This is a genomic window from Citrobacter sp. KTE151, assembly GCF_000398845.1.
GTDB classification, from domain to species: Bacteria; Pseudomonadota; Gammaproteobacteria; order Enterobacterales; family Enterobacteriaceae; genus Citrobacter; species Citrobacter braakii.
In genome coordinates this window covers 691196-709954 of record NZ_KB976065.1, presented here as the reverse complement: position 1 = coordinate 709954, position 18759 = coordinate 691196, and the positions used below count along the sequence as shown (strand labels likewise).

19 protein-coding genes are annotated in these 18759 nt (G+C 53.2%); 9 read left to right on the top strand and 10 right to left on the bottom strand.

Translation table 11 applies throughout. The annotated features are described in order from the left end of the window. Positions 1-37: 37 nt before the first annotated feature. Positions 38-712: a PadR family transcriptional regulator gene (locus tag WC7_RS05330; RefSeq protein WP_161623113.1), complete on the bottom strand. Its 675-nt coding sequence runs from the start codon at positions 710-712 to the stop codon at positions 38-40. Between the two features lie 235 nt (positions 713-947). On the opposite strand from WC7_RS05330, the gene WC7_RS05335 reads away from it, so the two are divergent. Continuing rightward, positions 948-1721: a siderophore-interacting protein gene (locus tag WC7_RS05335; protein ID WP_016154590.1), complete on the top strand. Its 774-nt coding sequence runs from the start codon at positions 948-950 to the stop codon at positions 1719-1721. Here the strand turns inward: WC7_RS05335 and WC7_RS05340 are convergent, their stop codons facing one another. Beyond that, a complete protein-coding gene (locus WC7_RS05340; RefSeq protein ID WP_016154589.1) occupies positions 1722-2570 on the bottom strand; it encodes a helix-turn-helix domain-containing protein in 849 nt (282 codons plus the stop codon). Positions 2571-2637: 67 nt separating this feature from the next. Between WC7_RS05340 and cfa the strand changes: the two genes are divergently transcribed. Continuing rightward, a complete protein-coding gene (cfa, locus tag WC7_RS05345; protein ID WP_032947179.1) occupies positions 2638-3792 on the top strand; it encodes a cyclopropane fatty acyl phospholipid synthase in 1155 nt (384 codons plus the stop codon). Between the two features lie 65 nt (positions 3793-3857). Here cfa and WC7_RS05350 read toward each other — a convergent pair whose 3' ends face one another. Continuing rightward, a complete protein-coding gene (locus WC7_RS05350) occupies positions 3858-5516 on the bottom strand; it encodes a glycerone kinase (protein ID WP_016154587.1) in 1659 nt (552 codons plus the stop codon). 561 nt (positions 5517-6077) lie between these two features. On the opposite strand from WC7_RS05350, the gene WC7_RS05355 reads away from it, so the two are divergent. Continuing rightward, positions 6078-7175, top strand: a complete 1098-nt coding sequence (locus WC7_RS05355) for a glycerol dehydrogenase (protein WP_016154586.1) — start codon at positions 6078-6080, stop codon at positions 7173-7175. A gap of 92 nt (positions 7176-7267) precedes the next feature. Beyond that, positions 7268-9193, top strand: a complete 1926-nt coding sequence (dhaR, locus tag WC7_RS05360) for a dihydroxyacetone kinase operon transcriptional regulator DhaR (protein WP_016154585.1) — start codon at positions 7268-7270, stop codon at positions 9191-9193. Here dhaR and WC7_RS05365 read toward each other — a convergent pair. The 4 genes from WC7_RS05365 to WC7_RS05380 are packed head-to-tail and all read right to left on the bottom strand — an operon-like array spanning position 9171 to position 11686. Further along, positions 9171-9701: a cob(I)yrinic acid a,c-diamide adenosyltransferase gene (locus WC7_RS05365; RefSeq protein WP_016154584.1), complete on the bottom strand. Its 531-nt coding sequence runs from the start codon at positions 9699-9701 to the stop codon at positions 9171-9173. The two genes, dhaR and WC7_RS05365, sit on opposite strands and share 23 nt — an antisense overlap. Then, positions 9702-10055 carry a glycerol dehydratase reactivase beta/small subunit family protein gene (locus WC7_RS05370; RefSeq protein WP_016154583.1) on the bottom strand — a complete coding sequence of 118 codons (354 nt, stop codon included), beginning with the start codon at positions 10053-10055 and terminating at the stop codon, positions 9702-9704. 16 nt (positions 10056-10071) lie between these two features. Then, positions 10072-11235: a 1,3-propanediol dehydrogenase gene (dhaT, locus tag WC7_RS05375; protein ID WP_016154582.1), complete on the bottom strand. Its 1164-nt coding sequence runs from the start codon at positions 11233-11235 to the stop codon at positions 10072-10074. A 22-nt stretch (positions 11236-11257) separates the two neighbouring features. Next, the gene (locus WC7_RS05380) at positions 11258-11686 is read right to left on the bottom strand and encodes a GlcG/HbpS family heme-binding protein (RefSeq protein WP_016154581.1); all 429 of its coding nucleotides are present in this window, start codon (positions 11684-11686) and stop codon (positions 11258-11260) included. A 391-nt stretch (positions 11687-12077) separates the two neighbouring features. Here WC7_RS05380 and WC7_RS05385 point away from each other — a divergent pair, with 391 nt between their 5' ends. The 5 genes from WC7_RS05385 to WC7_RS05405 all read left to right on the top strand — a co-directional run bounded on the left by WC7_RS05385 (position 12078) and on the right by WC7_RS05405 (position 17031). Continuing rightward, a complete protein-coding gene (locus WC7_RS05385) occupies positions 12078-13745 on the top strand; it encodes a propanediol/glycerol family dehydratase large subunit (RefSeq protein WP_016154580.1) in 1668 nt (555 codons plus the stop codon). 11 nt (positions 13746-13756) lie between these two features. Continuing rightward, complete coding sequence (locus tag WC7_RS05390; RefSeq protein ID WP_016154579.1) at positions 13757-14341, top strand: propanediol/glycerol family dehydratase medium subunit; 585 nt, start codon at positions 13757-13759, stop codon at positions 14339-14341. Positions 14342-14343: 2 nt separating this feature from the next. After that, positions 14344-14772, top strand: a complete 429-nt coding sequence (locus WC7_RS05395; protein ID WP_016154578.1) for a diol dehydratase small subunit — start codon at positions 14344-14346, stop codon at positions 14770-14772. Between the two features lie 10 nt (positions 14773-14782). Next, positions 14783-16594, top strand: a complete 1812-nt coding sequence (locus tag WC7_RS05400) for a diol dehydratase reactivase subunit alpha (RefSeq protein WP_016154577.1) — start codon at positions 14783-14785, stop codon at positions 16592-16594. A 113-nt stretch (positions 16595-16707) separates the two neighbouring features. After that, positions 16708-17031, top strand: a complete 324-nt coding sequence (locus WC7_RS05405) for a DUF1889 family protein (RefSeq protein ID WP_071524484.1) — start codon at positions 16708-16710, stop codon at positions 17029-17031. A gap of 483 nt (positions 17032-17514) precedes the next feature. Here the strand turns inward: WC7_RS05405 and WC7_RS05410 are convergent, their stop codons facing one another. Genes WC7_RS05410 through WC7_RS05420 form a run of 3 tightly spaced genes read right to left on the bottom strand, consistent with a single transcriptional unit; the run spans position 17515 to position 18739 of the window. Continuing rightward, positions 17515-17781 (bottom strand): hypothetical protein, encoded by a 267-nt coding sequence (locus WC7_RS05410; protein WP_016154576.1) that lies wholly within the window; start codon positions 17779-17781, stop codon positions 17515-17517. Further along, complete coding sequence (locus tag WC7_RS05415; protein WP_016154575.1) at positions 17781-18260, bottom strand: DUF2778 domain-containing protein; 480 nt, start codon at positions 18258-18260, stop codon at positions 17781-17783. The genes WC7_RS05410 and WC7_RS05415 overlap by 1 nt, the downstream gene beginning before the upstream one ends. After that, positions 18257-18739 carry an Hcp family type VI secretion system effector gene (locus WC7_RS05420; RefSeq protein ID WP_016154574.1) on the bottom strand — a complete coding sequence of 161 codons (483 nt, stop codon included), beginning with the start codon at positions 18737-18739 and terminating at the stop codon, positions 18257-18259. Before WC7_RS05420 ends, WC7_RS05415 begins: the two co-directional genes overlap by 4 nt. Positions 18740-18759: the final 20 nt, after the last annotated feature.

The following is an 18759-nucleotide window of genomic DNA, read 5'->3' as shown; positions in this document are numbered from 1 at the left end:
GGAACGCAGGGCAAACGCGTTCCGCCTGCTCTGTAGATTAATCCAGTTGAGTAATATCCAGCGCAGCGCGATCGATAATACCGATGATTTTTTTGATCTGCGCATCGCTGGTATCACCATGATTGACCCGTAGGTCCAGCACGGCTTTGAAGTTCTCCAGCGCGCGTTTCATCTGCGGGTTCTTGCGTAATTCAAAACCCACGCAGCGGGCTTTAATACGTTCGTGGATATGTTCCAGATGCTCACGGTTTTCATCCAGCCACTGCTGGCCCTGGGTTGTGATCGCAATCTGTTTACGCCCGCCTTCCTCGTCGCTGATAGTGATCAGCTCTTGATCCTGCAAGAAATCCAGCGTCGGATAGACGACGCCCGGGCTCGGGGTATAGTTGCCCTGAGTCAGGGTTTCAATCGCTTTAATCAGCTCATAGCCGTGGCTGGCGTCGCGGGTCAGGATATCCAGAATGACCAGGCGTAATTCTCCGTGACCGAAGAAGCGCTGGCGACGACCGCCGCCGCGACCGTGGCGGTGTCCACAACCCTGTTCGTGGTGATGTTCTTTGTTGCAGCCTTCATGGCGATGTTCTTCACCTTTGCAGCAACCTGCATGGTGTTCGTTGTGGCGGCCTTCGTGGTGATGTCCTTCACCCTTGCAGCAGCCTTCGTGTTGGTGCTCTGTATGCTTGCAGCAACCTTCATGATGGTTTTGCATCATCGTCTCCTGATGTGTTTTAGATATATCTAATTTATATCTAAATATCATTTTTGCGCAAGGCTATAAAATATTTTTTATTTAACTTTATGATTTTTATCTTTTTTTAAAGGTGTGTGTTAACCGTTTAGTCAGAAGGCGACTATATCAAAAAAGTGCTTGCAATCTTTCTGATTAGCAATCATTATCATTTAAAAATTAATTTAGATATATCGTATTATCTTCCGAAGGCGAAAAAATGACAAAAAACACCTCACGCTACCCGCAGCGCGTTCGCAATGAACTGCGTTTTCGGGAACTTACCGTCCTGCGCGTCGAACGTATTAGCGCGGGCTTTCAGCGCATTGTACTGGGCGGTGACGCTCTGGATGGTTTTAGCTCACACGGCTTTGACGACCATACCAAGGTCTTTTTCCCTGAACCGGGCAGCCACTTTGTGCCGCCGGTTGTCACCGATGAAGGTATTGTCTGGGCTGACGGCGTGCGTCCGATATCCCGTGATTACACGCCGTTGTATGACGAAGCACGCCATGAGCTGGCACTGGATTTCTATATTCATGACGGTGGCGTGGCAAGTACGTGGGCGATGAATGCCCGCGAGGGTGACAAGCTGACGGTAGGCGGACCGCGCGGTTCTTTGGTGGTGCCAGAAGACTACGCGTATCAGCTTTACGTGTGTGATGAATCGGGAATGCCTGCGCTGCGCCGACGCCTGGAGTCGCTCAGCCGTTTAGCGGTACGTCCGAACGTCACGGCGCTGGTAAGTGTGCAGGATGCCGCGTACCAGGACTATTTTGCCCATCTCGACGGATTTACTATTCAGTGGTTTATCGGCCATGACGAACAGGCGGTGAATGAACACTTATCGCAGCTAAGCGTACCTGCAGATGATTATTACATCTGGATTACCGGCGAAGGTAAGGTGGTCAAAAACCTGAGTGCTCGCTTTGAAACCGAGGCGTTCGATCAGCAACTTGTTCGCGCAGCGGCTTACTGGCATCAGCGTCGTTAATCAGTAATTAGATGGCGGCACGCCAAACGCCTGGCGGAATGCGTAGCTAAATGCCGCGGTGCTTGAATACCCTACGTCGAGCGCCACGGCGGTCACGCTTTTATTTTTCTTCAGCATTAATACGGATTCCAGAATACGCATTTTTTGCTTCCAGACGCTGAAAGGCAATCCGGTTTCTTTTTTGAAATGGCGTGAAAAGGTACGGGCAGACATACCCAGATGCTGCGCCCAGTATTCAACCGAATGCTCCAACGCCGGGGATTCTTGTATTGTTCGACAAACTTTAGTTAATTCGCGATCCTGCGGCCAGGGTAATACAAAAGCGACTTCCGGAAGCTGCAGAATAATGTCGACCAGGACGCTAACCAGCTTGCCCTCTTTTGACTGGCTATCATAATGGCCCGAAATTAAATTCGTGGCGTAATGAATAAACTCTCTGGCGAAATCACTGATAGCCACCACTTTACATTCATTGATGCTCTCTTCAAGAAAGCTCGGTTTAATATCCAGATTCTCTAAATGCACATCATCTAATGCCCAAACCGCATGCTCCGTATGATTTGGGATCCAGATGCCATAATGCGCCGGGATTATCCAGCACTTGCCGGCAACATCAATACGCATACTGCCTTTGCGGGCGAAATGAAACTGCATAAAAGAGTGTGAATGCTGTGGAACATGATGATTGGCTTCCAGGACATACGAGCGAAAGTAAACATCCTGCGGCAGTTCCGTCATGGAGTTATCCGGGAAGGAGTTCCACTGTTTTTGCACGAGAGTTTCCATAAATAAATCGTCAATGCTCCCGATGGTGTGTCCGCTGCTCGATAGATCTTGTCCGCGGATCATAATACATACACTCTTTTTTCCATAATAATCTTGCGTAAGAATTTTTAGCCCACCTTTGGTAAATACCATGAACTCGCTTTGTTCAGATGCTGTCATCGTCAATGAAACAAATGATAACTGGACCCGAATGGGAAAAGAGCTGCTTTCGCAAGCGGATATCAGGATTAATGGCTCCCGTGCCTGGGACATTCAACTTCATCATGCCGGTTTCTTTAAACGGGTACTGCAACAAGGCTCGTTAGGGCTTGGCGAAAGCTATATGAAAGGCTGGTGGGACTGCGAGCGGCTCGATATTCTGTTCTGCAAAATCCTGAAAGCAAAACTTGACCAGCAGATGCCGGGTAACCTGAAAGACATTTTACGTATTGCCAGCGCACGCCTGTTTAATTTGCAGTCGCGGAGCCGCGCGTGGATTGTTGGCAAAGAACATTATGATATTGGTAACGATCTCTTTGCGCTGATGCTTGATCCGCATATGCAATATTCCTGCGCTTACTGGAAAGATGCGACCACATTAGACGATGCGCAAAATGCTAAATTAAAAATGATCTGTGAGAAGCTACAACTTAAACCGGGTATGCGTTTACTCGATATTGGTTGTGGCTGGGGTGGGCTGGCGGAATATGCGGCGCGTCATTATGGCGTGGCGGTGGAAGGCGTCACCATTTCTAAAGAGCAGCAAAAAATGGCGCAGCAGCGCTGTGAAGGACTGGACGTTAAGATTCTGCTGCAGGATTATCGCGACCTCGATAAACACTACGATCGCATTGTCTCGGTGGGGATGTTTGAACATGTCGGGCCAAAAAACTACGACACTTATTTCAGCATCGCCGACCGTTGTTTAAAACCGGACGGACTGTTCCTGCTACATACCATTGGTAGCAATAAAAAAGGGATGAGCGTCGATCCGTGGATCAATAAATACATTTTCCCGAACGGCTGCTTACCGGCGATCTCCCATATTGCCGAAGCCAGCGAATCACGGTTTGTGATGGAAGACTGGCATAACTTTGGCAGCGATTACGATAAAACGCTAATGGCGTGGCACGAGCGCTTTAATCAAGCATGGCCGGAGCTGTCATCACGTTATTCCGACACCTTCAGAAGAATGTTTAACTACTATTTATGCGCCTGCGCCGGGGCTTTCCGCGCCAGAGATATTGAACTTTGGCAGGTGCTGTTTAGTCGCGGCGTAGAGGGTGGGATCCGCGTGTATCGTTAACGTTCTGCCTGATAAGCGAAGCGCCATCAGGCAGTAAATACCTGAGAAGCGCTCCTTGTTACATCTTAGCCCAGCTCACTCTTCGCTAGCGCTTTAAACACCATCGCTACGGCGTGCGCGCCGGGGTCCATGTTTCCGAGCAGGCTTTCGCTGCTCAGATACGATGCGCGACCCGCATTGGCTTTGCTCGACAAACAGGTTCGTTCGGCTCCCGCTTGCGCGGCGTCGAATGCGGCCTGCAGATTTTTCGGCTGTGTGAGCAGCGAAGTCAGGGCCGGTTGCAGCGCATCAATCATCGTGCGATCGCCTTCGTCTGCGCCGCCGTAGAACTTCATCTGCGCCAGCCCCGTATTTAGCGCTTCGACAACGTTAGTGCCCTGTTCCAGTTTCTGCCCGGCGGCGGTAAAGAAGATTGACATCAGCACACCGCTGGAACCGCCCATCACCACGGTCAGACGTTCGCCAATCAGCGCGAACAGCGTGGCAAGGTTATCCAGCGGCAGCTGCTGGCGATGCAGCAGGCTGGCAATTTCACGCGCGCCGGCGGCAAAGGTCGAACCGGTATCGCCATCGCCGACTTTGGCGTCCAGCGCATTCAGATGAGTCTCCAGATCGGAAAGGGTTGCGGTGACCAGCTCCACAACCCCGGCCACCAGGACGTTTGCCGAAGGCTGGAATTCCACGCGGGCGCTACGCTGAGATGACGCTACGCAGCTGATTTCACGCGGTGGGACCGGCGTCGGCCAGTTGCTGGTTTCCACTTCGGTGAGCAGTGCTTTTTCGATGCTCTCTTCCAGCACGATGGCCGTCAGTGAGAAGCCTTTCATATCCAGCGCAGTGACCAGCGAGGCCGGGCCAATTAGCCAGTCGATACGCGAGTGCAGCGGGCTGCTGGCGAGTTCGCGGGTGATGATGGCCATTTCGGCCACGGAAACGCCGCCAAGGTTATTAATCATCACCGCCAGACGACCGGTTTCAGGCAGGGCGGCCAGCAGTTTATCCACCATCAGGTTCACCACTTGCGCACTGTTTTGGGTGTCGATAACCGATGCGCCTGGTTCGCCGTGAATGCCCATACCCAGCTCCGCATGACCCGGATGATGACGAGGGGCTGCGTTGGTTTCTTGCGGCAGATGACAGCTGGAAAGGGCTACGCCCAGGCTAAAGGTGTTGCTGGCTGCGTACTGCGCTTCACGCAGAACGGTGGCGAGGTTATAGCCGCGTTCGGCAAAATAGCCTGCGATTTTATGCACCAGGATAGTTCCCGCAATGCCACGTGGGTGTTTGTTATCCGGCAGGGAGATGTCGTCGCCGACAATCAGCATTTCAACGTTATAGCCAAGGCGACGCGCCTTCTCGGCGGCGAGACCGAAATTAAGACGGTCACCGGTGTAGTTTTTCACAATCAACAAACAGCCAGCCTCACCGGTCACCGCCTGAATAGCGGTCAGTACTGCATCCACGCTCGGGGAGGCGAAAACATCGCCGCAGACCGCAGCGGTTAGCATGCCTTTACCGATAAACCCAACGTGCGCGGGTTCGTGTCCCGAACCGCCGCCGGAAATGACCGCTACGTTATTTTTATTAAGGTCACGACGGACCACGATGCGAATGGCCGGATCGCTTTCCAGACGCGCCAGGTTATTCCATGGGCTGGCGATAATCGCCCCGTCGATGACGTCGCTCACGAGATGGGTGCGTTGGTTAAAAAAGAATTGAGACATAACGGCTCCTCGAGGTTGAGTGAAAGACAAACCCCCGAATGTAGGATCATGGTGCGGAGGCAATGAAGAGATTCTGGCGAAGTCAGCGTGGAAAAAAACAACGCTAAAATGAGTTTCATTACGGAACGCTGACGTTGTTTTTTGTTCCGAAATGAAACTTGAAAAGGCGGGGAATGATCATAATGCGAGCTCGCTCGACTTTTTTCTCCTGCGATCAGCGCCGCTCATACGGCGCAGCCAGCCTTTTTTTGCCGGTTTTAATATAACTGCATGAGTAAAAGAGGAACTGAGCTTCGTGTTTGCTGGAGATTTGGGGGTAAATGAACGGATCGGGATCGCAAACCTTATCATTTTTGTGGATAAGTGTTCCAGAATGGAACGTGCGTCGTTTTTATCTGTTTCATATCAGAACAAAATGACGAAAGATTTTTTTGTTCACGCCTCGCCATACAGTTATTGCATCGCTCCGGTACCTCCTGTTTTTGCCGACAGCAACAGGCCAAACAGGTTAACGCCAGGGCTCACCATGTAAAAACATGTACTTATTTGAGGATGAAAGGAATGCTAAAAGTTATTCAATCTCCAGCCAAATATCTCCAGGGCCCTGACGCTTCCACCTTGTTTGGTCAATACGCTAAAAATCTGGCGGACAGCTTTTTCGTGATTGCGGATGACTTCGTGATGAAGCTGGCGGGAGAGAAGGTACTCAATGGCCTGCACAGCCACGACATTAGCTGCCACGCGGAACGCTTCAACGGTGAATGCAGCCATATTGAAATTAATCGCCTGATTGCCATTCTGAAACAGCATGGTTGCCGCGGCGTGGTTGGGATTGGCGGCGGGAAAACGCTGGATACCGCCAAAGCGATTGGTTACTACCAGAAGCTACCGGTGGTGGTGATCCCGACTATCGCCTCTACCGATGCGCCAACCAGCGCGCTGTCGGTCATCTATACCGAAGCCGGTGAGTTTGAAGAGTATCTGATCTACCCGAAAAACCCGGATATGGTGGTTATGGACACCGCAATCATTGCCAAAGCGCCGGTACGCCTGCTGGTGGCCGGGATGGGCGATGCGCTCTCAACCTGGTTTGAAGCGAAAGCCTGTTATGACGCCAGAGCGACCAGCATGGCGGGCGGACAGTCCACCGTAGCGGCGCTGAGCCTGGCGCGCCTGTGCTATGATACCCTGCTGGCGGAAGGCGAAAAGGCACGCTTTGCCGCGCAGGCTGGCGTGGTGACTGATGCGCTGGAGCGTATTGTCGAAGCGAACACTTACCTCAGCGGCATCGGCTTTGAAAGCAGCGGTCTTGCAGGGGCGCATGCTATCCACAACGGTTTTACGATTCTGGAAGAGTGCCACCATTTGTACCACGGTGAAAAAGTCGCCTTTGGTACGCTGGCGCAGCTGGTGCTGCAAAACAGCCCGATGGAAGAGATCGAAACCGTGCTGAATTTCTGTCAGAAAGTAGGCCTGCCGGTAACGTTAGCGGAAATGGGCGTGAAAGACGACATTGACGGCAAGATCATGGCCGTAGCCAAAGCGACCTGCGCAGAAGGTGAAACCATCCACAATATGCCGTTCCCGGTGACGCCTGAGAGCGTACATGCCGCGATACTGACGGCAGACCTGCTGGGACAGCAGTGGCTGGCGCGTTAATCAGTCGTCGGTAAGTTTTTATCCGGCATCTTCTCCCCCCTCTGACAGTCTCTGCCGGAGGGGTTGTCTATGGTAAAACAGCGGAAAGGGATATGACGACGCACACTCAGGACATTGGGAAGGAAGTCTCTTCGGTCATTGCCCAGTCATGGCATCGTTGCAGCAAGTTTATGCAGCGGGAAACCTGGCAGGCGCCGCATCAGGCGCAGGGCCTGACCTTTGAGTCGATCTGTCGTCGCAAAACGGCGCTGCTGACGATTGCTCAGGCCGCGCTGGAAGATGCCTGGGAGTTTATGGACGGCCGTCCGTGCGCGCTGTTAATTCTGGATGAATCGGCCTGTATTCTCAGCCGTTGCGGCGATCCGCAGACGGTGGAGCAACTGGCGGAGCTCGGTTTTCGCGACGGCAGTTACTGTGCGGAAAGCATTATTGGCAGCTGCGCGTTGTCGCTGGCGACGATGCCGGGGCAACCGACAAAAACCTCTGGCGATCAGCACTTTAAACAGGCGTTGCATCCGTGGTCGTTCTGCTCTACGCCAGTATTCGATAACCATGGTCGACTGTTTGGCTCCATCTCGCTGTGCTGTCTGGTAGAGCATGAGTGCGTTTCTGATTTATCCCTGACGCTGGCGATTGCCAGAGAAGTCGGCAACTCATTGCTGACTGACAGCCTGCTGGCTGAATCCAACCGCCATCTGAACCAGATGTACGGGCTGCTGGAGAGTATGGATGATGGCGTGATGGCCTGGAACGAACAGGGCGTATTGCAGTTCCTCAATGCGCGCGCGGCTCTGCTTTTGCATCTCGACGCGCAGGCCAGCCAGGGGAAGAATATTAACGACCTGCTCAATCTCCCCATGCTGCTGCGTCGGGCGATCAAACATGCCCGCGGCCTGAATCATGTCGAAGTCACCTTTGAAAGCCAGCACCAGTTTGTTGATGCCGTCATCACCCTGAAACCGATTGTTGAAGAGCAGGGCAACAGCTTTATCCTGCTGCTGCATCCGGTGGAGCAAATGCGTCAGCTGATGACCAGCCAGCTCGGCAAGGTGAGCCACACCTTTGAGCAGATGTCGACAGACGATCCAGAAACCCGACGTTTGATCCACTTTGGTCGTCAGGCGGCGAGGGGAAGTTTCCCGATCCTGCTGTGCGGGGAAGAGGGCGTCGGTAAAGAGCTACTGAGTCAGGCCATTCACAATGAAAGCGAACGCGCCAGCGGGCCGTATATCGCCGTGAACTGCCAGCTGTATGCCAACAGCGTACTGGGGCAGGATTTTATGGGCAGTGCGCCTACTGATGATGAAAACGGTCGGCTGAGCCGTCTTGAACTGGCGAACGGCGGCACGCTGTTTCTTGAAAAAATTGAATATCTGGCGCCGGAGTTACAATCCGCGCTGCTGCAGGTGATCAAGCAGGGGGTTTTAACCCGCCTGGATGCCCGGCGGCTGATTCCGGTGGATGTCAAAGTGATCGCCACCACTACGGTTGATCTCGCTAATCTGGTGGAGCAAAACCGCTTTAGCCGTCAGTTGTATTACGCGCTGCACTCTTTTGAGATCGTAATCCCGCCGCTGCGGGCGCGGCGTAACAGTATTCCATCGCTGATTTATACGCGGTTGAATAGCCTGAAAAAACGCTTTTCATCCAGCCTGAAGATCGACGACGACGCGTTGGCACAACTGGTGGCCTATTCGTGGCCGGGTAATGATTTTGAGCTGAACAGCATTATTGAAAATATCGCCATCAGCAGTGATAACGGCCATATTCGGCTGAGCAATCTGCCGGATTATCTGTTTGCCGAACGCCCTGGTCTGGAGACGGCATCTTCACTGCTGCCCGCCAGCCTGACCTTTACCGCCATCGAGAAAGAGGCGATTATCCATGCCGCCCGCGTGACCAGTGGGCGTGTTCAGGAAATGTCGCAACTGCTGAATATTGGTCGCACCACCTTGTGGCGTAAGATGAAGCAGTACGACATTGATGCCAGCCAGTTTAAGCGCAAACATCTGGAGTAGTTTCTTCGATTCTGGCCATCGAGAACAGCGCATCCGACAGCCGGTTGATATAACGCCTGGCCTCATCGCGTAACGTCAGCGTTCTGCCCATCGCGATGAGGAGCCGCTCCAGCCGACGCGTCAGGGTTCGCGCAACGTGCAGCTGTGCCGATGCCAGATTTTTCCCCGGAATAACAAACTCTTTGAGCGGGCCGCTTTGCGCCATATTGCGGTCAATAAGCTGCTCCAGCGCCTGAATATCCTCTTCGCCAATACGCTGTTTTAAGCGTGTGAGGCCTTTCTGATCGCTGGCGAGTTCCGCCCCCAGTACGAACAGCATCTTCTGCATAGCGTGCAGTTCCTGGCGTAGCTCGGCCTGGCGCGTGCTGGCATAGCAGACGCCAAGCTGGGAAATCAGTTCATCCACCGTGCCGTAGGCCTCAACGCGGATGTCGTCTTTATCGATACGGCTGCCGCCAAACAGCGCGGTCGTGCCGTTATCGCCGGTTCGGGTATAGATGCGGTACATTTATTTTATCTCGCTGAAGGGAAGAACTTTAACCAGTTGACCGGCATTGGCGCCGAGCGTGCGGATCTGTGCTGTCCCGGCGCGGGTATGCCCGCAGACCAGCGCCCGATCCTCGGGCAACTGGGCATGGGTTAAGGCAATATCTCCGGTGGCGTTGAGACCGAGACCCACGCGCAGCGCCGAACTTTTGGCCGCCAGTTTGCCGAGAGCCAGCGCGCAGTCATGATCGTCGCAACAGATTGCCCGGCAGGGAACGCCTTGCTCTTCCAGTCCCCAGCACAGCTCATCAAGCACGCGAGTACCCTGCCAGCGTGAGTGATAAAACAGATGTACGCCCGGTGATGAAAGTGACATTGCGCCCCCTACGTTATCAGAATGCCTGACGGAAGATCTCGGCAATTTCTTTCTCGTTCCCTTTGCGCGGGTTGGAGAAGGCGTTGCCGTCCTTCAGCGCCATTTCCGCCATATACGGGAAATCGGCTTCTTTGACGCCCAGATCGCGCAGATGCTGCGGAATACCGATGTCGGCGGAGAGGCGGGCAATAGCATGAATGGCCAGCTCGGCGGCATCCATGGTGGAGAGTCCGTCAGTGTTTTCGCCCATAAACTCTGCGATGTCGGCAAATTTTTCCGGGTTAGCGATCAGGTTATAGCGTGCCACGTGCGGCAGCAGTACGGCATTCGCCACGCCGTGCGGCATGTCGTAAAGACCGCCAAGCTGATGCGCCATCGCGTGAACGTAGCCGAGGTTGGCGTTGTTGAAGGCCATACCCGCCAGCAGGGAGGCGTAGGCCATGTTCTCGCGAGCTTTCAGGTTGCTGCCCAGCGCCACGGCCTGGCGCAAGTTACGGGCGATCAGGCGGATCGCCTGGATAGCGGCAGCGTCGGTGACCGGGTTGGCATCTTTGGAAATGTAGGCTTCCACGGCGTGGGTCAGGGCGTCCATCCCGGTGGCCGCAGTCAGTGGGGCTGGCTTGCCGAGCATCAGCAGCGGATCGTTAATGGAGACCGACGGCAGGTTGCGCCAGCTGACAATCACAAACTTCACTTTGGTTTTGGTATTGGTCAGCACGCAGTGGCGGGTGACTTCGCTGGCGGTACCGGCGGTGGTATTCACCGCAACGATCGGCGGCAGCGGGTTGGTCAGGGTTTCAATCCCGGCATAGCTGTAGAGATCCCCTTTGTGAGTCGCGGCGATACCGATGCCTTTACCGCAGTCATGCGGGCTACCGCCGCCAACGGTAACGATGATGTCGCAATGCTCTTTCCGAAAGACCTCCAGGCCGTCGCGCACGTTGGTGTCTTTGGGGTTTGGCTCAACGCCGTCAAAAACCACGACGTCAATACCGGCTTCACGCAGATGTGTGAGGGTTTTATCTACCGCGCCGTCTTTAATCGCCCGCAGACCTTTATCAGTGACCAGCAGCGCTTTTTTACCGCCCAACAGTTTGCAGCGTTCGCCGACCACGGAAATAGCATTGGGGCCAAAGAAGTTCACATTTGGCACCAGGTAATCAAACATACGATAGCTCATAATATACCTTCTTAGATTTAAATTATAATTCAGAGAAACAATTCAATGCGGTTTCTGCTAATAATATGTCTTGTTCGACGGTACCGCCACTTACACCAACGGCACCGATTACTTTGCCGTTTAATATGACAGGTAAACCGCCGCCAAAAATAACAATTCGTTGTTGATTGGTGAGCTGCAAGCCATATAGAGAGGCACCTGGTTGTACCGCGTCGGTAATTTCATGGGTACCCTGTCGCAGGCAGCAGGCGGTATAAGCTTTATTAAGAGAGATATCACAGCTGGTAACAAACGCGTCGTCCATACGTTGCATTAGCAGCGTGTTCCCGCCGTGATCCACCACGGATAAAACCACCGGAACGTTGATTTCAAGCGCTTTAGCCTCGACGGCCTGCGCCATTTTCTTTGCAGCCGCCAGCGTAATGGTGGCGATTTGTTGGCTCTTATTCACAGTCTCTCCTGAAAAGGTTGTAGGGCTGAGGTCACGAAAATATCGCGCAACAGCTATTTTTATCATTGGCTTTATCTTATTTTCTCGCCCTGCGTTATTAAGTCAATAGGGTGGGAATTTCAAAAACATTACCTTCAGTTTCCTGTTGCGGCGTTTATTGATAATGATCATTTAACCTCGTCACAATTCGCGGTGAATATTCCTGAGCCGCGTTTCAATATGAAACGATGGGTTTTTATTACGTACCAAATTGGAACGAAATTAATTTTATTTTTTTATTGTCCTGCTCATTTAGAGTTCGGCTATTGCTGATGAAAGGCGAATGCCGGGTGTTGTGTCCCCGGCAATACGGCCCGGCGTCCCTATTTTTTATCTTTTGAGTCCATAAACTATGAGAAGATCAAAACGATTCGAAGTGCTTGCCCAGCGGCCTGTAAATCAGGATGGGCTAATTGGCGAATGGCCTGAAGAGGGGCTGATCGCAATGGAAAGCCCTTACGATCCGGCTTCGTCGGTGAAGGTGGAAAATGGTCGTATTGTTGAGCTGGACGGCAAGAGCCGCGCCGAGTTCGACATGATTGACCGGTTCATTGCCGATTACGCGATTAACGTGCCCGAGGCCGAGCGCGCCATGCAGCTCGACGCGCTGGAGATCGCCAGAATGCTGGTGGATATCCACGTCAGTCGGGAAGAGATCATTGCCATTACGACTGCCATCACCCCGGCGAAAGCGGTGGAGGTGATGGCGCAAATGAACGTGGTGGAGATGATGATGGCGCTGCAAAAAATGCGCGCCAGACGCACCCCCTCCAATCAGTGCCACGTGACCAACCTGAAAGATAACCCGGTACAGATTGCTGCCGACGCTGCTGAAGCGGGGATCCGTGGCTTTTCCGAACAGGAAACAACGGTCGGGATCGCCCGCTATGCGCCGTTTAACGCCCTGGCGCTGCTGGTGGGGTCCCAATGCGGTCGCCCCGGCGTGCTGACGCAATGCTCCGTTGAAGAGGCCACGGAGCTGGAACTGGGAATGCGCGGGCTAACCAGCTACGCCGAAACGGTGTCGGTATATGGCACGGAGTCGGTGTTTACCGATGGCGATGATACGCCGTGGTCAAAAGCGTTTCTTGCCTCGGCGTATGCTTCTCGTGGTCTGAAGATGCGCTACACCTCCGGCACCGGTTCGGAAGCGCTGATGGGCTATTCCGAAAGTAAATCGATGCTTTATCTGGAGTCGCGTTGCATTTTTATCACCAAAGGCGCGGGCGTACAGGGGTTACAAAACGGCGCGGTCAGCTGTATCGGCATGACCGGCGCTGTGCCGTCGGGGATTCGCGCGGTGCTGGCGGAAAACCTGATTGCCTCGATGCTCGACCTTGAAGTGGCCTCCGCCAATGACCAGACCTTTTCCCACTCCGATATTCGTCGTACTGCCCGCACCCTGATGCAGATGCTGCCGGGCACCGACTTTATCTTCTCCGGCTATAGCGCGGTACCGAACTACGACAACATGTTTGCCGGGTCGAACTTCGACGCTGAAGACTTCGATGATTACAACATTCTGCAACGCGATCTGATGGTTGACGGGGGCCTGCGCCCGGTCACGGAAGAGGAGACAATCGCCATCCGCAATAAGGCCGCGCGCGCCATTCAGGCGGTTTTCCGCGAACTGGGCCTGCCGCTGATTAGCGATGAAGAGGTGGAGGCCGCCACTTACGCTCACGGCAGCAAAGATATGCCCGCGCGCAATGTGGTGGAAGATTTGGCTGCCGTGGAAGAGATGATGAAGCGCAATATCACCGGGCTGGATATCGTCGGCGCGTTGAGTTCCAGCGGCTTCGAAGACATCGCCAGCAATATCCTCAACATGCTGAGGCAGCGTGTTACTGGTGATTACCTGCAAACGTCGGCCATTCTGGATCGTCAGTTCGACGTCGTCAGCGCCGTTAATGACATCAACGATTATCAGGGACCCGGCACCGGCTATCGCATCTCTGCCGAACGTTGGGCGGAAATTAAAAATATTGCGGGCGTGGTTCAGCCCGGCTCGATCGAATAAGGCGGTACACAGTGGAATGCACAACTGAACGTAAGCCGGTTTTCACCTTGCAGGTGAGCGAAGGCGAGGCGGCTAAAGCGGACGAACGCGTGGATGAAGTCGTGATAGGCGTCGGCCCGGCCTTTGATAAGTATCAGCACAAAACACTGATTGATATGCCGCACAAAGCGATTTTGAAAGAGCTGGTTGCCGGCATTGAAGAAGAGGGGCTGCATGCACGGGTGGTGAGGATTCTGCGCACTTCTGATGTTTCATTTATGGCATGGGATGCGGCAAATCTCAGCGGTTCTGGCATCGGGATTGGTATCCAGTCGAAAGGAACCACGGTGATTCATCAGCGCGATCTGCTGCCTCTGAGCAACCTTGAGCTGTTCTCTCAGGCTCCGCTGCTGACGCTGGAAACCTATCGCCAGATTGGTAAAAACGCCGCGCGCTATGCACGTAAAGAGTCGCCTTCGCCAGTGCCAGTGGTTAATGACCAGATGGTACGCCCCAAATTTATGGCCAAGGCCGCGCTGTTTCATATCAAAGAAACCAAACACGTGGTGCAGGATGCTGCGCCTGTCACGCTGCATATTGCACTCGTAAGGGAATGACCATGAACGACAACATCATGACCGCGCAGGATTATCCATTAGCGACTCGCTGCCCGGAGAAAATCCAGACTCCTACCGGCAAACCGCTAACCGAGATTACCCTTGAGAATGTGCTGGCGGGTCGCGTAGGTCCGCAGGATGTGCGTATTTCTCAGCAAACGCTGGAGTACCAGGCGCAGATTGCCGAACAGATGCAGCGTCACGCCGTGGCGCGTAATTTCCGTCGTGCGGCGGAGCTTATAGCAATCCCGGATGCCCGTATTCTTGAAATTTATAACGCGCTGCGGCCGTTTCGTTCTTCGTTCGCCGAGCTTCAGGCCATTGCCGATGAACTGGAACATACCTGGCATGCCACGGTGAACGCCGGGTTTGTCCGCGAGTCGGCAGAGGTGTATCAGCAGAGAAACAAGCTGCGTAAAGGCAGCCAGTGACGGAGGTTGTATGCCGTTAATTGCAGGGATTGATATCGGCAACGCCACCACCGAAGTGGCGTTGGCGCAGCATGGCCGGTTTATCGCCAGCGGGATTGTCGCCACGACCGGTATGAAAGGTACACGGGACAATATTGCCGGGGTGGTGGCCTCCCTGCAGCAGGCGCTGAATAACACCCCGTGGTCGCTTCAGGATGTGGCGAAAATCTGCATCAACGAGGCTGCACCGGTGATTGGCGATGTGGCGATGGAAACCATCACTGAAACCATCATTACCGAATCAACAATGATTGGGCATAACCCGCAAACGCCCGGCGGCGTTGGCGTGGGAATGGGAACTACCATCGCCGTGGAGAAGCTGGCGGCGTTGAGTGAAGATAGGTTTGCCCAGGGCTGGATCCCGCTGGTTGGTGAGGAGAAGGATTTCCTCGAGGCGGTTTGGTTTATCAATGAAGCGCTGGATCGCGGGGTCAACGTGGTGGCGGCGATCCTGAAAAAAGATGATGGCGTGCTGGTGAACAATCGCCTGCGTCGAACAATGCCGGTGGTAGATGAAGTTACCCTGCTGGAGAAGGTGCCGGAAGGTGTGCTGGCGGCGGTGGAAGTGGCGGCCCCAGGACAGGTGGTGCGAGTGCTGTCGAATCCTTACGGCATCGCGACCTTCTTTACCCTGACGCCCGAGGAAACGCAAACTATCGTCCCAATCGCCAGGGCGCTAATTGGCAACCGTTCCGCCGTGGTGCTGAAAACCCCGCAGGGTGATGTGCGCTCAAGGGTGATCCCGGCGGGTAAGATCTTTATCCGCGGCGAAAAGCGCGGCGGTGAAGCCGACGTAGCGCAAGGCGCACAGGCCATTATGCAGGCGATGAGCACCTGTGCGCCCGTGTGCGATATTCGTGGTGAAGCAGGTACGCATGCAGGTGGCATGCTGGAGCGGGTGCGTAAAGTGATGGCCTCGCTGACCGGTCACGACATGAACGCGGTGTATATTCAGGATCTGTTGGCGGTGGATACGTTTATTCCCCGCAAGGTGCAGGGCGGTATTGCCGGGGAGTGTTCAATGGAGAACGCCGTTGGCATTGCGGCGATGGTGAAATCCGATCGCTTACAGATGCAGGCCATCGCCAGTGAGCTGAGCGCCCGTTTAAACATCCCGGTTGAAGTCGGCGGCGTGGAGGCCAACATGGCTGTCGCCGGTGCGTTAACAACGCCCGGATGTGCTGCACCGCTGGCGATCCTCGATTTAGGCGCAGGCTCCACCGATGCCGCCATTATCAATAGCGATGGCGTAGTGAAAGCGGTCCATCTGGCTGGCGCGGGGAATATGGTCAGCTTGTTGATTCAAAGCGAGCTGGGCTTAAGCGATCCGTTTCTGGCGGAGGAAATTAAAAAATACCCGCTGGCAAAAGTGGAGAGCCTGTTCAGCATTCGCCACGAGAACGGCGCGGTGGAGTTTTTTCGCGAACCGCTCAGTCCGTCAGTGTTTGCCAAAGTCGTTTATCTTAAAGACGGCGAGCTGATCCCGGTAGATAACCAGACCTCGCTGGAAAAAATTCGGTTGGTGCGCCGACAGGCCAAAGAGAAGGTTTTTGTGACCAACTGCCTGCGCGCTTTACGCCAGGTGTCACCCGGCGGCTCTATTCGCGATATGACTTTTGTGGTGCTGGTGGGCGGCTCCTCGCTGGATTTCGAAATCCCGCAGATGATAACCGACGCGCTGGCGCATTACGGCGTGGTTGCCGGACAGGGCAACATTCGTGGTACCGAAGGGCCGCGTAATGCGGTAGCGACCGGGCTGGTTTTGGCCGGGATAGCGAATTAATCGTGCAGAAAACAGCCGCCGCAAGCGTTTAGCTGCGGGGTAAATCAAATAAAGGTGATGTTCTCTTTGATATCCCGGCGGAGTTGGGTACATAGTATAAATGTGTCTCTCACGTGGTTAATTTTAAGGATAAGAGCATGCCAACAGCAATTGAGAAAGCATTGGATTTTATTGGTGGTATGAACACTTCGGCGTCAGTACCCCATTCAATGGATGAAAGTACCGCTAAGGGAATCTTAAAGTATTTGCATGACTTAGGTGTGCCAGCAAGTCCAGAAGCTGTGATGGCACGGGGTGAGCAGGAGGGATGGAATCCCGAGTTCACGAAAAAAGTGGCCGGATGGGCAGAAAAAGTGGCCTCCGGTAACCGCATCCTTATCAAGAACCCAGAGTATTTTTCAACTTATATGCAGGAGCAGCTCAAAGAGCTAGTTTGAGCTGACTATCGAATCAAACTCTAACGGACGTTTCCATCTCTGGATGGCGACGTCCAGAGGGGGTTGCCTTTCGCATGTTCTCGCCTTATCACGTGAAACACTTTCCGTCCCTGCCTGACTTGTTTTTCTTGTTACTCATTTCACATTTCGGTGCAAACAGGTAGAGCGCTTTCAGCCTGGTTCAGTTGATTTGGTCTTAGCGAACAAGCTGGACATTATCGACGTGGCTGAAGTGGATGTTAACCACTTAATTTCATGATAAATATAATAAAAATCCAAAAGATGAACAGGTGGGCATTTTTTTATATAAAGTAATTTTTGTGATTTTTTGAGTATGGATTGTGGAGCGTTAAAAGTTACAGGTAATAAAAACGCGCCTAATAACTTCGGCGCGTTTGTGGTGTATTTCCGCTGTGGCCACCTGTCAGGTGGTCATGTTCGAATCACAAGGTAATACGTTGGCAGAGCCTGGACACGTAAACGTCATGTGTTTTCACCCTGTGATTTTTTCCACTTCCTCTGTCTGGCAGCAGCAATAAACCAGATCGCAAACGTAGTGATGGCTATAGCCAGAAAATACAGAATCAGTGAAAATCCGTCATTCCAGTGCGCTTCCTGTATGAATCCGTAGTTTTCCTCATACCACGCCATAAACTCTTCATCAGGGATGAAGTAACAAAGCAGGGTGTAAACCACTGTCAGGGCGAGCAGTTCAGAAAGCCATAAAAAAACATGTGTGGCCGGTTTCATCAGTACACCTGTATTGTGCCGAACGCTTTTAATTGAGCCGTAACCATAACTGATGGTGTGCTTAATAAAGCCTCAAGTAAGATCGCGTAATCTGCATGGCTGGGTAGCGTAATGCAGCCATCACTAATGCCCGATTTACCCGCGGGATGTAAACGGAAGTTACCCCGCTCAACACCGTCTATGAATGAGATATCATCAGTTTGGCTATCCTGGCGATAAAGCGCAAACCATAGATCGCGATCTGAGCCGCTCTCTAAGCCGTGCACCATATCCCGCCATCGGGAGTGAAGCCCGCCTCTTTGGCGCGTCACGATGTAGTAAAGACCGGGCGGCAATGGCCCTTTTTTTACTACTGTAATCGAGGCCGGGTTATTCCTGTGTGGCCCTGCATTTCCTGAGTACGCCGGGAAAAAACCCACGCCCGGGCTACTTAATGTAGATAGCTGCCCGCCATTAAGATGGAAGGTGCACCGGATCATCTTTCATTCCACGCATCAGAAAACTGAATGTTGCCATCGCAGTATTTCCAGGTAATCCGCTCATACCGCATGGCTACGTTTTCAAGATGATTATGTTTTTCGGTCGCCGGGTTTTTGATATCGAGCATATGCGGCGCGGAGCTGACGATCTTCACGTTCTCAAGCAACATGTTGAAGTATTCAACTTCTTGCCCGGCGTCGTTAATTCTGTACCATTTAAATTCTGCGCTTTTAAGTGTCTGCCCGGTGGCAATAGCCTTGTAAAGATACGGGCTGGAAGAGTCGAACTCTTTTTGAAAGTTAAGGGGGGCATGTTTCCTGGTGCCGGTGAGTTTTCCGGTTCTGCTGTCTGTCGGAATATGCAGACCATGACCAAAAGATAGCATCTCTATGCTTCCCTCTCTATCCTGGACATTAACTGAACCTTTGATATCCGCGCCGCCGTCGTCTTTTAAAAATAAATATGCAGGAATAGCCATTACATAAACGCCTTTTAGTT

Excerpts from the sequence above, each read along its gene's own strand:
- WC7_RS05330 (WP_161623113.1), bottom strand. The coding sequence starts at position 712 with ATGATGCAAAACCATCATGAAGGTTGCTGCAAGCATACAGAGCACCAA.
- WC7_RS05335 (WP_016154590.1), top strand. The coding sequence starts at position 948 with ATGACAAAAAACACCTCACGCTACCCGCAGCGCGTTCGCAATGAACTG.
- WC7_RS05340 (WP_016154589.1), bottom strand. The coding sequence starts at position 2,570 with ATGATCCGCGGACAAGATCTATCGAGCAGCGGACACACCATCGGGAGC.
- cfa (WP_032947179.1), top strand. The coding sequence starts at position 2,638 with ATGAACTCGCTTTGTTCAGATGCTGTCATCGTCAATGAAACAAATGAT.
- WC7_RS05350 (WP_016154587.1), bottom strand. The coding sequence starts at position 5,516 with ATGTCTCAATTCTTTTTTAACCAACGCACCCATCTCGTGAGCGACGTC.
- WC7_RS05355 (WP_016154586.1), top strand. The coding sequence starts at position 6,078 with ATGCTAAAAGTTATTCAATCTCCAGCCAAATATCTCCAGGGCCCTGAC.
- dhaR (WP_016154585.1), top strand. The coding sequence starts at position 7,268 with ATGACGACGCACACTCAGGACATTGGGAAGGAAGTCTCTTCGGTCATT.
- WC7_RS05365 (WP_016154584.1), bottom strand. The coding sequence starts at position 9,701 with ATGTACCGCATCTATACCCGAACCGGCGATAACGGCACGACCGCGCTG.
- WC7_RS05370 (WP_016154583.1), bottom strand. The coding sequence starts at position 10,055 with ATGTCACTTTCATCACCGGGCGTACATCTGTTTTATCACTCACGCTGG.
- dhaT (WP_016154582.1), bottom strand. The coding sequence starts at position 11,235 with ATGAGCTATCGTATGTTTGATTACCTGGTGCCAAATGTGAACTTCTTT.
- WC7_RS05385 (WP_016154580.1), top strand. The coding sequence starts at position 12,078 with ATGAGAAGATCAAAACGATTCGAAGTGCTTGCCCAGCGGCCTGTAAAT.
- WC7_RS05395 (WP_016154578.1), top strand. The coding sequence starts at position 14,344 with ATGAACGACAACATCATGACCGCGCAGGATTATCCATTAGCGACTCGC.
- WC7_RS05400 (WP_016154577.1), top strand. The coding sequence starts at position 14,783 with ATGCCGTTAATTGCAGGGATTGATATCGGCAACGCCACCACCGAAGTG.
- WC7_RS05410 (WP_016154576.1), bottom strand. The coding sequence starts at position 17,781 with ATGAAACCGGCCACACATGTTTTTTTATGGCTTTCTGAACTGCTCGCC.
- WC7_RS05415 (WP_016154575.1), bottom strand. The coding sequence starts at position 18,260 with ATGATCCGGTGCACCTTCCATCTTAATGGCGGGCAGCTATCTACATTA.
- WC7_RS05420 (WP_016154574.1), bottom strand. The coding sequence starts at position 18,739 with ATGGCTATTCCTGCATATTTATTTTTAAAAGACGACGGCGGCGCGGAT.